The 14379-nt window shown below is 70.8% G+C and carries 11 protein-coding genes and 1 pseudogene; 5 read left to right on the top strand and 7 right to left on the bottom strand.

Going from position 1 to position 14379, the window contains the following annotated elements; all coding sequences use genetic code 11:
• The first annotated feature begins 135 nt into the window (after nt 1-135).
• The 3 genes from betI to betA are packed head-to-tail and all read left to right on the top strand — an operon-like array spanning nt 136 to nt 3904.
• Nucleotides 136-750 carry a choline-binding transcriptional repressor BetI gene (gene betI, locus DBV35_RS21630; RefSeq protein ID WP_157961898.1) on the top strand — a complete coding sequence of 205 codons (615 nt, stop codon included), beginning with the start codon at nt 136-138 and terminating at the stop codon, nt 748-750.
• Nucleotides 737-2230 (top strand): betaine-aldehyde dehydrogenase, encoded by a 1494-nt coding sequence (gene betB, locus DBV35_RS21625; protein ID WP_108662444.1) that lies wholly within the window; start codon nt 737-739, stop codon nt 2228-2230. Before betI ends, betB begins: the two co-directional genes overlap by 14 nt.
• A gap of 60 nt (nt 2231-2290) precedes the next feature.
• The gene (betA, locus tag DBV35_RS21620) at nt 2291-3904 is read left to right on the top strand and encodes a choline dehydrogenase (protein WP_245944055.1); all 1614 of its coding nucleotides are present in this window, start codon (nt 2291-2293) and stop codon (nt 3902-3904) included.
• 24 nt (nt 3905-3928) lie between these two features.
• On the opposite strand, the gene DBV35_RS21615 is transcribed toward betA, so the two are convergent.
• Genes DBV35_RS21615 through DBV35_RS31165 form a run of 3 tightly spaced genes read right to left on the bottom strand, consistent with a single transcriptional unit; the run spans nt 3929 to nt 7604 of the window.
• Nucleotides 3929-6124, bottom strand: coding sequence for a xanthine dehydrogenase family protein molybdopterin-binding subunit (locus tag DBV35_RS21615; RefSeq protein WP_108662442.1), 2196 nt, complete (start codon nt 6122-6124; stop codon nt 3929-3931).
• Nucleotides 6121-7101 carry an FAD binding domain-containing protein gene (locus DBV35_RS21610; RefSeq protein ID WP_108662441.1) on the bottom strand — a complete coding sequence of 327 codons (981 nt, stop codon included), beginning with the start codon at nt 7099-7101 and terminating at the stop codon, nt 6121-6123. Before DBV35_RS21610 ends, DBV35_RS21615 begins: the two co-directional genes overlap by 4 nt.
• Nucleotides 7098-7604: a 2Fe-2S iron-sulfur cluster-binding protein gene (locus DBV35_RS31165; RefSeq protein WP_108662440.1), complete on the bottom strand. Its 507-nt coding sequence runs from the start codon at nt 7602-7604 to the stop codon at nt 7098-7100. Before DBV35_RS31165 ends, DBV35_RS21610 begins: the two co-directional genes overlap by 4 nt.
• Before the next feature lie 259 nt (nt 7605-7863).
• On the opposite strand from DBV35_RS31165, the gene DBV35_RS21600 reads away from it, so the two are divergent.
• Entirely contained in the window at nt 7864-9615 is a 1752-nt protein-coding gene (locus tag DBV35_RS21600) for an SLC13 family permease (protein WP_108662439.1), read from the top strand.
• Nucleotides 9616-9635: 20 nt separating this feature from the next.
• Here DBV35_RS21600 and DBV35_RS21595 read toward each other — a convergent pair.
• A pseudogene (locus tag DBV35_RS21595) lies at nt 9636-10043 on the bottom strand (RrF2 family transcriptional regulator); the annotation flags it as partial.
• A gap of 277 nt (nt 10044-10320) precedes the next feature.
• Between DBV35_RS21595 and DBV35_RS21590 the strand changes: the two are divergent.
• Nucleotides 10321-11706, top strand: a complete 1386-nt coding sequence (locus tag DBV35_RS21590) for an FAD/NAD(P)-binding protein (RefSeq protein ID WP_108662437.1) — start codon at nt 10321-10323, stop codon at nt 11704-11706.
• A 7-nt stretch (nt 11707-11713) separates the two neighbouring features.
• Here the strand turns inward: DBV35_RS21590 and DBV35_RS21585 are convergent, their stop codons facing one another.
• From DBV35_RS21585 to DBV35_RS21575, 3 genes are all read right to left on the bottom strand, one after another.
• On the bottom strand, nt 11714-12769 hold the full coding sequence (locus DBV35_RS21585) for a LacI family DNA-binding transcriptional regulator (RefSeq protein WP_108662436.1): 1056 nt from the start codon (nt 12767-12769) through the stop codon (nt 11714-11716).
• Nucleotides 12770-13119: 350 nt separating this feature from the next.
• Nucleotides 13120-13608: a MaoC family dehydratase gene (locus tag DBV35_RS21580; protein WP_108662435.1), complete on the bottom strand. Its 489-nt coding sequence runs from the start codon at nt 13606-13608 to the stop codon at nt 13120-13122.
• A 2-nt stretch (nt 13609-13610) separates the two neighbouring features.
• A complete protein-coding gene (locus tag DBV35_RS21575; protein WP_108662434.1) occupies nt 13611-14378 on the bottom strand; it encodes a 3-ketoacyl-ACP reductase in 768 nt (255 codons plus the stop codon).
• Nucleotide 14379 lies beyond the last annotated feature (1 nt).

The raw sequence follows: 14379 nt of genomic DNA, 5'->3' as shown, positions 1-14379 counted from the left end.
TACGAATCTCCTCGAGGGTGGGAAGCTCTTATGCGGGACAATGAGTTGATTGGCCCGTCAAATGAGTTGATTGACCCGTCAATTAAAACCCATATGGTCCGTAAAAGGCAACCGCCTCGCGAAGTGGAACAACCGATGGCCCGCCCCAGTGTGCAGCATTTGCGCCGCGCCTCTCTCATCGAGGCGGCGATCACCGAGATCGGCAACACCGGATCGCTCGACGTGACGGTCAGCCAGGTCGCGCGCCGGGCAAGCGTCTCCTCCGCCCTCGCCCACCACTATTTCGGCTCCAAGGAGCAGCTCTTTCTCGCGGCGATGCGCGAGATCCTCACGCGCTACCGGCGCGACGTCGTGGCCCGCCTCACCCGCGCGGAAACCCCGCTCGCCCGCCTCAACGCGATCATCGATGCAAGCTTTGACGAGGACCAATATTCCAAGGAGATCGTCGCCGCCTGGCTCGCCTTCTACGTGAAGGCGCAGACCTCGGACGGGGCGGCGCGGCTCCTGCGCGTCTATATGCGCCGCCTCCACTCCAACCTCATCGACAATCTGCGCCGTCTCGCTCCGCCGCGCGAGGCGCAGCGCATCGCCGAGGAGATCGCCGCGCTGATCGACGGGGTCTATATCCGCCAGGCGCTCGGTCCCGGCCGCGCCAACCGGATCCAGTCGAAGGCGATGGTGGAGCACTGCCTCTCCTGCCTGCTCGCCGGCATCACCGATGCCAAGGAGGTCCGCCATGCATCACGCTGAGGCCGCCACCATCATCGTCGAGACTCAGCCGAAGGCAAGCCACTATGTCGGCGGCGCGCCGATGGAGGACGATGCGGGCACGCCCTTCGAGAGCACGAACCCCGCGACCGGCGAGCCCATCGCCCGCATCCACGCGGCGACGAAGTCCGTCATCGACCACGCGGTGAAGACGGCGTCGGGCGCATGGCGCGAGTGGGCCGCGCGGCCGGGGGTCGAGCGGGGCCGCGTCTTGCGCCGGGCAGCCGACATCCTGCGCGCGCGCAACCGCGAGCTCTCGGTCCTGGAATCGCTCGACACCGGCAAGGCGCTGCAGGAGACGCTCGTCGCCGACGCCGCGTCCGCGGCCGACGCGCTCGAATGGTTCGGCGGGATCGCGGCCTCGATCTCGGGCGACATGATCCCGCTCGGGGCGGACTTCGCCTACACCCGCCGCGAGCCGCTCGGCATCTGCGTCGGCATCGGGGCGTGGAACTATCCGATCCAGGTCGCGGCCTGGAAGGCTGCCCCGGCGCTCGCCTGCGGCAACGCGATGATCTTCAAGCCGTCCGAGGTGACGCCCCTCTCCACGCTGAAGCTCGCCGAGATCTTCACCGAGGCCGGACTTCCGGACGGGCTCTTCAACGTCGTGCAGGGCGGCCGGTCGGTCGGCGCGCAGCTCGCGATCCACCCGTCGGTCGCGAAGGTCTCCATGACCGGTTCGGTCGAGACCGGGCGCAAGGTCTACGCCGCCGCCGCCGAGGGGCTGCGCCACGTCACGCTGGAGCTCGGCGGCAAGTCGCCCCTCATCGTATTCGACGATGCGAGCCTCACCGACGCCGTCTCCGGCGCGATGCTCGGCAATTTCTATTCGACCGGCCAGGTCTGCACGAACGGCACCCGCGTGTTCGTCCACCGCAGCGTGCGCGACGCTTTCGTCGATGAGCTCGTGCGGCGCACGCGGGCGATCCGCATCGGCGATCCGCTCGACGAGGCGACGCAGATGGGGCCGCTCATCTCCCTCGTGCAGCGCGAGAAGGTGCTCAACTATATCGCGGCGGGGCAGGAGGAGGGCGCGACGCTCCTTTGCGGCGGCGACATCCCCATCGTCCCCGGGTTCGAGGGCGGGGCGTGGATCGAGCCCACCATCTTCGCCGACGTGACCGACGACATGACGATCGCGCGCGACGAGATCTTCGGCCCCGTCCTCTCCCTCCTCACCTTCGACGACGAGGAGGAGGTGATCGCCCGCGCGAACGGCACCGGGTTCGGCCTCGCGGCCGGCCTCTTCACGCGCGACCTCGCCCGCGCCCACCGCGTCGCGGCGCGCCTCGAAGCCGGGACGCTGTGGGTGAACAGCTACAATCTCACCCCGGTCGAGATCCCCTTCGGGGGCGTCAAGGCGTCCGGCTTCGGGCGCGAGAATGGCTGGGCCGCCATCGAGCACTACAGCCAGGTGAAGAGCGTCCACGTCACGACGGGCGCGGTCGCCTCGCCCTACTGATCGGATCGCGTCGTGGAGGCTGATTTCGTCATCGTCGGCGCCGGGTCAGCGGGTTCGGCCATGGCCTACCGCCTGTCCGAGGACGGGCGGCACAGCGTGCTCGTGCTGGAGTTCGGCGGCACCGATCGCGGTCCGCTGATCCAGATGCCGGCGGCGCTGTCGATCCCCATGAACATGGCGCGCTATGATTGGGGCTACCGCTCCGAGCCGGAGCCGCATCTCGGCGGGCGCAGCCTCGCCTGCCCGCGCGGCAAGGTGATCGGCGGCTCCTCGTCCATCAACGGCATGGTCTATGTGCGCGGCCATGCGATGGATTTCGAGCACTGGGCCGAGGCCGGCGCGAACGGCTGGGCCTATGCCGACGTCCTTCCCTATTTTCGCCGGATGGAGACCTGGCACGATGGCGGCCATGGCGGCGACCCCGCCTGGCGCGGCACCGACGGCCCGCTCCACGTCACGCGCGGCCCGCGCACCAACCCGCTCTTCAAGGCCTTCGTCGAGGCCGGCGCCGAGGCCGGGTACGAGCGGACGGACGACTATAATGGCGAGAAGCAGGAGGGCTTCGGACCGATGGACGCGACGATCTGGAAGGGTCGCCGCTGGTCCACCGCCAACGCCTATCTGCGCCCGGCCCTTGCCCGGCCGAATGTCGAACTGGTGCGCGGCCTCGTGCAGCGCGTCGTCTTCGAGGGGAGCCGCGCCGTCGGCGTCGAGATCCTGCGCGGCGGCACCGTCACGCGCGTCACCGCCCGGCGCGAGGTGATCCTCGCCGCCTCCTCGATCAACTCGCCGAAGCTCCTGATGCTCTCCGGCATCGGCCCCGCCGCGCATCTGGCCGCGCTCGGCATCGATGTGCGCGCCGACCGGCCGGGCGTCGGCAGCAACCTCCAGGACCATCTGGAGATCTACGTGCAGCAGGCGGCCTCGCAGCCGATCACGCTCTACAAGCATTGGAATCCGATCAGCAAAGGCGCGATCGGGCTCCAATGGCTCCTCACCGGCAAGGGGCTCGGCGCGTCGAACCAGTTCGAGAGCGCCGCCTTCGTACGCTCGCGCGCGGGCGTCCCCTACCCCGACGTGCAGTTCCACTTCCTCCCCTTCGCCGTGCGCTATGACGGGAAGTTCACGGCGGACGGGCACGGCTATCAGGTCCATGTCGGCCCGATGCGCGCCGAGTCGCGCGGCACGGTCCGCCTTGCGAGCGCGGCCCCGGAGGACGCGCCGACGATCCGGTTCAATTATCTCAGCACAGAGGTGGACCGGGCGGACTTCCGCCGCACGATCCGGATCGCGCGCGAGATCTTCGCCCAGCCCGCATTCGCCCCGTTCCGTGGCCGCGAGATCCAGCCGGGCGAGGGCGTCGACAGCGACGAGGCGCTCGACGCGGTGATCCGCGCCCACGCCGAGAGCGCCTATCACCCGTGCGGCACATGCCGAATGGGGCGGGCGGACGATCCGGGCGCGGTCGTCGACCCCGCGTGCCGTGTCATCGGGGTGGAGGGCCTGCGCGTCGCCGATTCCTCGATCTTCCCGCGCATCCCGAACGGCAACCTCAACGCACCGTCGATCATGGTGGGCGAGAAGGCGTCCGACCACATCCTCGGCAGGCCGCCCCTCCCCCGCGACAACCGCGCGCCGTGGATCAATCCGCGCTGGGAGACTTCGGACCGCTGACGGCCCGGCGGCTCCCCTACAGGCTCAGGGGAGCCCGGCGAGGATCTTGTCGAGCGTCGCCGGATAGTCGCGCACCCTGACGCCGCACGCATTGTAGATGGCGTTGGTGACGGAGGCCGCCGCGCCGCAGATGCCGAGCTCGCCGATCCCCTTCACCTGGAGCGGATTGGCCCAGTCGTCCCGCTCATCGAGGAGCGCGACCTCGACCTGGGGCACGTCCGCGTTCACCGGGATGTGGTACTCGGCGAAATCGTGGTTGACGACGTGCCCGTCCCGGCTGTCGTGGCAGAGCTCCTCGGTCAGCGCCATGCCGATGCCCCAGATCATGCCGCCGAGGCACTGCGAGCGCGCCGTCTTCACGTTGAGGATGCGGCCCGCGGAGAAGACGCCCAGCATTCGCCGCACGCGCGCCTCCCCGGTGACCGCGTTGACGCCGACCTCGGCGAAATAGGCGCCGAAGGTCGCCTGCCGGCGCGCGCGCTCGGCATCGCCGGGGCTCACATGGCCGGTCGCCTCGATCGCCGCGCCGGCGAGGATCTCGGCGAGCGGCACCTTGCGGTTCGCCACCACCGCGTGCGCGTCCATCAGCGTGAGGTCGCTCTCCGCGACGCCGATGCGCTTCGCGATCCGCTCCCGGATCGCCTCGCAGGCAAGGAAGACCGCCGTGCCGTTGGAGGCCGCGCCCCACGAGCCGCCCGAGCCCGCGCTCGGCGGGTAGGCGGTGTCGCCGAGCTTGGTCTCGACCCGCTCCGGCGGCAGGCCCAGCATCTCGGCCGCGACCTGGGTGAGGATCGCGTAGGTGCCGGTGCCGATGTCGGTCATGTCGGTCTCGACGGTCGCCCGGCCGTCGGCCGAGAGGCGAACGCGCGCCTCCGATTCCATCAGCATGTTGACCCGGACGGCCGAGGCCATCCCCATGCCGACGAGCCATTCACCGTCACGCACCGCGCCGGGTGCCGCCTGCCTCTGGTCCCAGCCGAACCGCTCAGCGCCGATCTGGAGCGCCTCCCCGAGAGGGTTCGAGGAGAAGGGCTTGCCCGATGTCGGGTCGCGCTCGGGAATGTTGCGAAGGCGCAGTTCCAGCGGGTCCATGCCGATCGCCTCGGCAAGCTCGTCCATCGCGTTTTCGAGGACGGTGACCCCCACCGACTCGCCCGGCGCACGCACCGAGCCCGCCAGCATCCGGTGGACGCGCGCCACGTCCTGCACCACCTCGCGATGCTCGCCCGCATAGAGGAAGGGCGTCGCCTGCGCGACGGGCTCGGCATAGTCCTCGCCCGGAAGGTTCGAGACCAGGAACTCGTGCCCGATCCCGATCAGCCGGCCGTCCTCGCCCGCCGCGAGGCGGACGCGCTGGCGCGTTTCGGACCGGCGGATCGTCGCCTCGAACACCTGCTGGCGCGACAGGACGACAGAGACCGGCCGGCCGAGCTCGCGCGCCGCGATCGCCGCCGATACCGCCTCGTGCGAGATGCCGAGCTTGGAGCCGAAGCCGCCGCCCACGAAGGGGGCGACGATGCGCACGTCGGCCGGATCGATGCCGAGCGCGTCGGCGAGCTCGTTCCGGTTATATTTCAGCATCTGGTAGGCGCCGTAGAGGGTCAGCGTCTCGTCCTGCCAGACCGCGATCGCCGCGTGCGGCTCCATCGCGGCGCTGTTGTGGCCGGGCGTGCGGTAGACGACGTCGACCGTGTGGGGCGCCGCGGCCATCGCCTGGCCGAGATCGCCCTTGCCGCGGCGGCGCGGCGCGTCGCGCGGCGTGCCCGGCGCCTCCGGGTCGACCGGCCCGCCCGACATGCGCTCGATGTCGAGCGCGAGGCGGATCGCCCCGTGGCGCGCGGCCTCGAAGGTCTCGCCGACGACGAGGGCGACCGGCTGGCCATAATATTGGATGTCGCTCGCCCCTTGCGCGGGCGCGGCGTCGGCGGTCCCCTGCGCCGGCACGCGCAGGAAGCGCGGCCCGGTGAAGATGCCGATCACCCCCTCCATCGCCTGCACCGGGGCGACGTCGAAGCCGCGCATCGTCCCCCACGTCACCGGCGCGCGCACGAGGACGCCGTGGGCGAGACCCTCGATCGGCCATTCGGCGGCGTAGGTCGCCTTGCCGCAGACCTTCAGCGGGCCGTCGGGGCGGTCGAGGGCCTTGCCGACGATCCCCTGGGCCATGTCGTCGAGACGGTGGCGCCCGTCGGGCGCGTCGAACTTCAGATGGATGTTCATCGGCCCGCGCCTCCGGTCGCTTCGGTGAGCACGGCGGCGAGCGTGCGCCGCGCGAGTGGGATCTTGAAATCGTTGCCGCCGACGCCGGCCGCCTCCGCGAGCAGCACGTCCGCCGCCTTCGCGAAGAGCGCGTCCGACGGCGCCTCGCCGACGAGGACGGCCTCGGCCGCCGGGTCGCGCCACGGCTTCGGGGCGAGGCCGCCAAAGGCGAGCGCGGCCTCCTTGATCACCCCGCCCTCGACGCGCACCACCGCCGCGACGGAGACGAGCGCGAACGCGTAGGACGCCCGGTCGCGGACCTTGCGATAGACCTGCCCGCCGCCGCGCGGGGCCGGCAGAAGGATCGCGGTGATCACGTCGCCGGGCTCGAGCACCGTCTCGATGTGGGGGGTGTCGCCCGGCAGGCGGTAGAAGGCGTCGAGCGGGATCTGGCGCATCCCGTCCCGCCCCGCGATCTCCACCGCCGCACCCAGCGCGAGGAGGGCGACCGCCATGTCGCTCGGGTGCGTCGCGATGCAGTGCGCGCTCGCGCCGAGGACCGCGTGCATCCGGTTCACGCCACCGAGCGCGCTGCACCCGGTCCCCGGCGCGCGCTTGTTGCAGGCCTGGGCGAGGTCGTAAAAATACGGGCAGCGCGTGCGCTGGAGGAGATTGCCGCCGGTTGTCGCCTTGTTGCGGAGCTGCCCGCTCGCGCCCGCGAGCAGCGCCTTCGCGAGTACCGGATAATCCTGCCGCACGCTCTCGTGCGCCGCGAGGTCGCTGTTGGTGACGAGCGCGCCGACGCGCAGCCCCGCCCCAGCCGCCTCGATCATCTTGAGGTCGAGCCGCGTGATGTCGACGAGGCGGTCGGGCGCCATCACCTCGAGCTTCATGAGGTCGAGGAGGTTCGTGCCGCCGGCGATGATCACCGCGCCGGCCGCCGCCGCAGCGTTCGCCTCGCCGACCGAGGGGGCGCGGATATAGTCGAACGGCTTCATGACGCGGCCTCGTCGGCCGAGAGGATCGCATCGACGATGTTCGGATAGGCGGCGCACCGGCACAGATTGCCGCTCATGCGCTCGGAGACCTCCTCCACCGTGAGCTTGGGCTTGGCCATCAGGTCGGCGCTGACATGGCTCGGCCACCCCGCCTTCACCTCCTCCAGCATCGCCGTCGCCGAGCAGATCTGGCCCGGCGTGCAGTAGCCGCACTGGAAGCCGTCATGGGCGACGAAGGCGTCCTGCAGAATCGTGAGGGCATCGGGCGCGCCGATCCCCTCGATCGTGGTGATCGCATCCCCGTCGTGCATGCAGGCGAGGGTGAGGCAGGAATTGATGCGCCGCCCGTTCACGAGGATCGTGCACGCCCCGCATTGGCCGTGGTCGCACCCCTTCTTCGTGCCGGTGAGGTGAAGGTGATGGCGCAGCGCGTCGAGGAGACTCGTGCGCACGTCCGCGTCGAGCGTGTGGTGCTCGCCGTTGATGGTCAGTTCGGTTTTCATCGCGTGTCCTTCGCGTTCCAGGGGCGGCCGATCGGAACGGCGTTGCGCGCGGGTCCTGGCGGGCCTGACGGGGCTCAGTGCATATTCGGCCACTGCACCGCCTCCCCCTCCGCGCTCCACATGAACGCCCCGCACTCGCGGTTCGTTCGCGGCCCGCAGATTTTCATTGTTCGCCTTCGCGGGGCGTGCCGAACGGCCCGCTTCCCTCCGCGCCGCGGTGTCGGTTAGGTGATGGGTGAATGGTGCGACGGGATCCCTGGTGACGATCGAGCAAACGGCGCTGCTGGCGCTCCTCGCGGGTCTGATGCTCGCCTTCGCGTTTGACCGCTGGCGCGTCGAGGTCGTCGCGGTCGCGGGCCTGTCGCTGGCCGTCCTCCTCGGCCTCATCCCGGCCGGCTCGGTCTTCTCCGGCTTCGCCGACCCCGCCGTCATCACGGTCGTCGAGCTTCTCGTGATCGCGCAGGCGCTCGGCCGCTCGCCGCTCGCCAACATCACCGCCCGCCGGATCGCCGCCTTCCAGGCGGGCGAGTCGGGGACGATCGCGCTCCTGTGCGCCGCCGCCGCCCTCGCCTCGGCCTTCATCAACAATGTCGGCGCGCTCGCCCTGATGCTGCCGGTGGTGGCGACGGTGTGCGATTCGCGCGGCATCCCGCCGCGACGGGTGCTGATGCCGGTGTCCTTCGCGACACTCCTCGGCGGGCTCTGCTCGCTGATCGGGACGCCGGCGAACCTCGTCGTGAGCCGCGCCCTCGCGGAGGCCGAGGGGACCGGGCTCGGCTTCTTCACCCTCGCGATCGTCGGCGTGCCGCTTTCGATCCTCGGCATCCTGTGGCTCGCGGGCGTCGGGCACCGCCTCCTCGCGCCGGTGGGGCGCCGCCCGCTCGAGGGCGAGGACTATCCGATCGACCGCTTCCTCACCGAGGTGCGCCTGCCGCCCTCCTCCGCGCTGATCGGGAAGGCGGTGACGGAAGTGGAGGGGGCGAACCGCCTCGCGATCCACGGTGTCTTCCGGGGCCCCGCCCGCCTCTTCGGCCGCAAGGAGCAGCAGATCCTCGCGGCGGGCGACATCCTCCTCATCTCAAGCCGCGTCGCCGAGATCCGCGCCTTCCTCACCCAGCACGCGCTGATGCCGGCCGTCGCGGACGCCGCCCAGCCGCTGCCCGCCGACCGGGTGTGGCGCGAGGTGGTGGTGATGCCGCAGAGCGCGATCATCGGCAGCGCGCTCGGCGCGATCGCGGCCTTCGCGGAGCGCGACGTGCAGGTGGTCGGCATCTCGCCCCAGCGGGACCGGATCGAGGGGCGGCTCGGCGACGTCGCGCCCGCGATCGGCGACATCCTCCTGATCCGCGGCCGGGCCGAGGACATCGCCGCCGCCATCGCCGACACCGACTGCGCCCCCCTCGCCGCGCGCCCCCTCCTCTTCGCCTCGGCCGAGACGCTGATGCCGCTCGGCGCGTTCGTCGGCGCGGTCGGGCTCGCGAGCAGCGGCGTCGCCCCGCCCGAGCTCGCATTCGGCCTCGCGATCGCCTTCCTCCTCGTCACCCGCGCGCTCGATCTCGGCGCAGCGCTGCGCGCGATCAACTGGCCCGTCATCGTGATGCTTGCGGCGATGCTGCCGATCGGGCAGGCGCTCCAGACGACGGGGACCGCCGACCTCCTCGCCCGCAACGCGCTCCTCGCGGTGGGGGATCAGCCGATGGTGATCGTGCTGGCCGCAACGCTCCTCGTCGCGATCGTGGTGACGCCCTTCCTCAACAACGTGACGACGGCGATCATCCTCGCCCCGATCGCGATCAGCGTCGGCGCGCAGGCGGGCGTGCCTTTGGACCTCATGCTCGTCGCGGTCGCCGTCGGCGCGTCGACCGACTTCATGACGCCCTTCGGGCACCACAACAACACGCTGGTGATGAGCCTCGGCGGCTACTCGTTCAGCGATTTCCCGAAGGTGGGGGCAGCGCTCACCTTGATCGTGCTGGTGGCCGCGCCGATCATCCTCGCCGCCATGGGCTGAGCCCGCTCGCACGGCTCGCGCCGGGCGGCGTCGGCAAGGGTGGTGACGTCGAGCACGCCGCGCGTCGCGTCGGCGACGCGCGCGAAGACGTGGCGGATCTCGCACTCGGCCTCGCTGCGGCAATCCTCGCAGCGGCGATAGGCCGTCTTCGACAGGCACGGGAGCGGCGCGATCGGCCCGTCGACGACGCGCAGGATCTGGCCGATCGTGATGTCCCCGGCGTCGCGCAGAAGCTGGTAGCCGCCGAACTTGCCGCGCCGGCTCGCGACGAAGCCGTGATGCTTCAGGTCGAGCAGGATCTGCTCCAGGAATTTGCGCGGGATCGACTGCGCCTCGGCAATGTCGCTGATCTGGATCGACTGGCCGCGCGGCGCCTGGGCGAGCGCCACGAGTGCTCTCAACGCATACTTCGCCTTATGAGAAATCATGTGGGGTCCGATCGGCCATGCCTCGCTGTCGATACCCCATCGGATTAATCATGTATAGATTGCCAACGTCGGAATCGCGCGGACCTCGCACACGGGGCGCGTCGGATGGGCGCGGACCTCTAATTCTATAATTCCTATTTACTTAGTATAGTATTGCGAGCAGAATGCGGATATTCGCGGTGTTGCGGTCGCGGCGCCGGATCGGCGCAACGACCGCCGCGTTGAATGATCCCTCGGCCGCCCCGATGCGCCAGGGCACGGCCAGTGGAGGATTGGGATGCACATTGCCATCGTCGGCGGCGGCTTCACCGGAACCGCGCTCGCCATCGAACTTCTGAGCCAGGCCGAGCCGGGTGTCGTGATCACCCTCGTCGAGCGGAGCGGCACGCCGGGCCGCGGCCTCGCCTATTCGACCGAGGAGCCCGCCCACCTCCTCAACGTCGCGGCGGGGCGGATGAGCGTGCGCGTCGGCCAGCCGCACCATCTCGTGGAGTGGCTCTTCCGCCGCCGCTTCCATATCGGGGCGACCTACGGGCCGGAGAGCTTTATCCCGCGCCAGATCTACGGCCAGTATCTCACCGAGTCGCTGCGCGCGGCAGAGGCGTCCTCGCTCGCCCGGCTCCATGTGCTGAAGGGCGAGGTCGCGTCGATCACGGCGACGAGCGGCGGCCACATGCTGCACCTCGCCGACGGCGGCAAGCTCACCGCCGACCGCGTCGCCCTCGCGACCGGCCACCCCCGCCCGGCGGCGCGCCCCTCAAGCTCCGTGCTCGACGGCTGGTCCCCCACGGCCACCGCGCGGGTCGAGCGGCGCGAGCGCATCCTCCTCATCGGGACGGGCCTCACCATGGTCGACCAGGTGCTGAGCCTCGACGCGGCGGGCCATGAGGGGCCGATCACCGCGATCTCCCGGCGCGGCCGGGTGAGCGAGCCGCACCGCATCCCCCGCACCGAGCCGAAGCCCATCGACGGCCTCGACCCGAGGGCGGGCCTCCGCGCCGTGACGCGCGAGGTCCGTGCCGCCATACGCGCGGCGCGCTGTGCGGGCGAGGACTGGCGGCCGGTCATCGACGGGCTGCGCCCGCACGTCCAGACGATCTGGGCAACGTTCGACGATGCCGAGCGCGCGCGGGCGCTGCGGCACTTGCGCCCCTACTGGGACACCCACCGCCACCGGATGGCCCCGACCGTCGCGCAGACCATCGTGACGCTGCGCGAGACGGGCCGCCTCACGATCCTCGCCGGCACCATCGAACAGGTCACGAAGTCGGCGGCGGACCTCACCGTCACCTACCGCCCGCGCGGGTCGGCGGAGCGGATCAGCGCGCCGTTCGACCGCGTGATCGGCTGCACCGGGAGCGAGGGCGACCTCCGGGTGAGCCCGATGCTCGCCGCACTGGAGGCGGCGGGGACGATCCGCCCGGCCCCGCTCGGCCTCGGCATCGACGTCGCGGCGGACATGACCTGCCTCGCGCAGGACGGTTCGCGCAGCGAGGGGCTCTTCGCGCTGGGGCCGCCGACGCGCGGCGCGCTCTGGGAGATCACCGCCGTCGGCGAGATCCGCGTCCAGTGCGAGAGCGTCGCCCGCACGATCCTCGCCCACCGCCGGCGCGAACCGGCCGTCATGATCGGCGCGCCGGCCCGGACAGAGGCGCGGATCTAGCGCGGTCTCAGCCGGGCACGCACACGCGCGGGGCACGGCTGCTCGCCCGCACGCAGAGTTCGTTGTCGATCACGATGCGCTTGGCGGGCGCCGCCGGCTCGGCGATGCGGCGCAGGAGGAGCGAGGCGGCGCCCTGGCCGAGAAGCTCGCGCGAGAAGCCCACCGTGGTGAGCTTCGGGTTCCACATCGTCGCCTCGGCGATATCGTCGAACCCGGTCACGGACACATCGGTCCCCGGCTCGATCCCGCGCCGGCGCAGGCCCAGCATCACCCCGAAGGCGATGACGTCGTTGAAGGCGCACACGGCGGAAATCTCGCGACCGCTATCGAGCAGGCGCTCGATCCCCTCCATCCCGAAGACGCGCGTCGCCGGCCCCCTCAGCATCAGGTCGGGGTCGGGCTCGATGCCCGCCTCGCGCAGCGCCTCCTCGAAGCCGGCGCGGCGGTCCCGCCCGGTCGCGATCCGCTCGTTGAGGCCGATCATCGCGATCTCGCGGTGGCCGAGCCCGACGAGATGGCTCGCGATGGTGCGCATCCCCTCCCGGTTCGCGCCGCCCACATAGTCGACCTCGACCTCCGGCACGTCGCGGGAGAAGAGGACGATCGGCAGCCCGCCATCGCGCACCGCCTGGATGTCCTGCGGGTCGGTGCCGGAGGCGGGGCACAGGATGATCCCGTCGACATTGTACTCGCGGAAGGTGTCGATGAACTCGCGCTGCCGCTCCGGCGATTCCTGCGTGTTGCCGAAGAGGACGACGCGCCCGCACGTCGTCATCTCGTCCTGGATGGCGGCGACGATCTCGGCGAAATACGGGTTGGTCACGTCATGGACGATAATGCCCACGGTGTGCGTGGAGGCCGTGCGCAGGCTCGCCGCGCCGCGATTGTAGACGTAGCCGAGCTTGCGCGCGGCCTCGATGATGCGCTGCCGCGTCACGACCGGGATCGACGGATGATGGCGCAGCGCGAGCGAGGCCGCGGCGCGCGACACGCCCGCCTCCTCCGCCACCTCCAGGAGCCGCACCCGCTGCCGGATGGGCTTTCCCTCAGGAATGTCCGCCATCGGTGCTAGGCTCCGGACCCAATCAGGACAGGGCCTGCGCGCCACCTCGGCTTGCCGTGGCAAGGCGCGTGGCCGCAGGAAACCTGGCCGGTTTTCAAGGCCGCGCAACGCTGCGACGGCAAGCCGAGGGGGCGCCCGAAGGGTTGGCCAGAACCGGTCGATCTGCGGGCGTAAGCCTCGTCGAATATGCTTGGCATGTCCTTCCTCGCCTTCCGCAGCGCATCTCGACCGGTTCTGACCAACGCAGGCCCTGTCCTGATTGGGTCCGGAGCCTGCCCCCGTTCGCTTCGCGCAATCATTTGCCCAACGCGCGCCGGGCGTCCACGGCCAACGTGGCGCCCACCGCCCCTCTACCCCGCGTCCGCGACGGCATCAGCGACCGCGCAGGCGGTGAGGAGCAGCGTGTCCCCATCCTGCACGATCTCGCCGCGCTGGTTCGACACCTCGAAGCGCAGCGTCACGATCCCGCGCTCCGGCCGCCGGGTCATCCGCTTCTCCTTCACGCTGACGCGCACCTGGATGCGGTCCCCGATGAGGATGGGGCCGCGGAAGGACCAGTTCCACCCCAGCGAGGCGATCCCCTTGAGGCGCACGGGCGAGCGGTTCTTCAGCCCGTCCGCCATCGAGAGGCCGAGAAGGCCGTGCGCGATGCGCCCCGGAAAGCCCTCCGACTGGGCGTATTCCTCATCCATGTGAACGTCGAAATGGTCGCCCGAGATGCCGGCGAAGGCGACCACGTGCGCCTCCGTCACCATGATGCCGCTCGTGTCGAAATAGTCGCCGATCGAGAGGTCCTCGTAGCCGTAGAGGCCTGGCTCAAGGCGTCGTGCCGTGTCCATGGTCAAAGTCTCGCAATGTGGAGGCCGCCATCGACGTGGATGGCCTCGCCGGTGGAAAAGGGCAGCGCGCCGGTGGCGAGCATCGTCGCCGCGCGCGCCACCTCCTCCGGCTGGCCCCAGCGATTTTGCGGCGTGAAGCCGGCCGCATAGAGCGCGTCGTAGCGGGCGGTCGCGACCCTCGTCATGTCGGTGCGGATGACGCCGGGGCGGATCTCGAAGGCGAGGATCCCCGCCTCCGCGAGACGCACCGCGAAGAGCTTCGTCATCATCGCGAGGCCGGTCTTGGCGATGCAATATTCTGCCCGGTCCGGCGACACCGCGAACGCGTTCGCGGACGAGACCGTCACGATCACGCGCGGCCGCTCGTCGGCGACCGCCAGCATCCGCCGCGCGAGCGCCTGGGTGAGGAAGAACGGCCCGCGCAGGTTGATGGTGATCAGCCGGTCGAAGCTCTCGGGCGTCACGTCCAGCATGTCGCCGCGCGTCTTCACCGAGACGCCCGCATTGTTGACGAGCGTCGTCGGGACCCCGAACGGCGCGCACACCGCGTCGAGGAAGGCTGCGTGCCCGTCGACATCGGCAATGTCCGCCGCCACCGCCTCGGCCCGCTGACCGCGCGCCGCGACCCCCTCGACCGTCTCGCCGAGCGTGTCGGCCGCGAGGTCGTTCACGACGACGTCGTAGCCGGCTTCCGCGAGCGCGAAAGCGGTCGCCTGGCCGATCCCACGCGCCGCCCCGGTGACGAGGGCGATGCCTCTCGAAGCGCCCATC

It is taken from the genome of Acuticoccus kandeliae (assembly GCF_003073115.1).
Note: the sequence above shows the minus strand (reverse complement) of the source record. Positions and strands in the feature narration are given on the sequence as shown.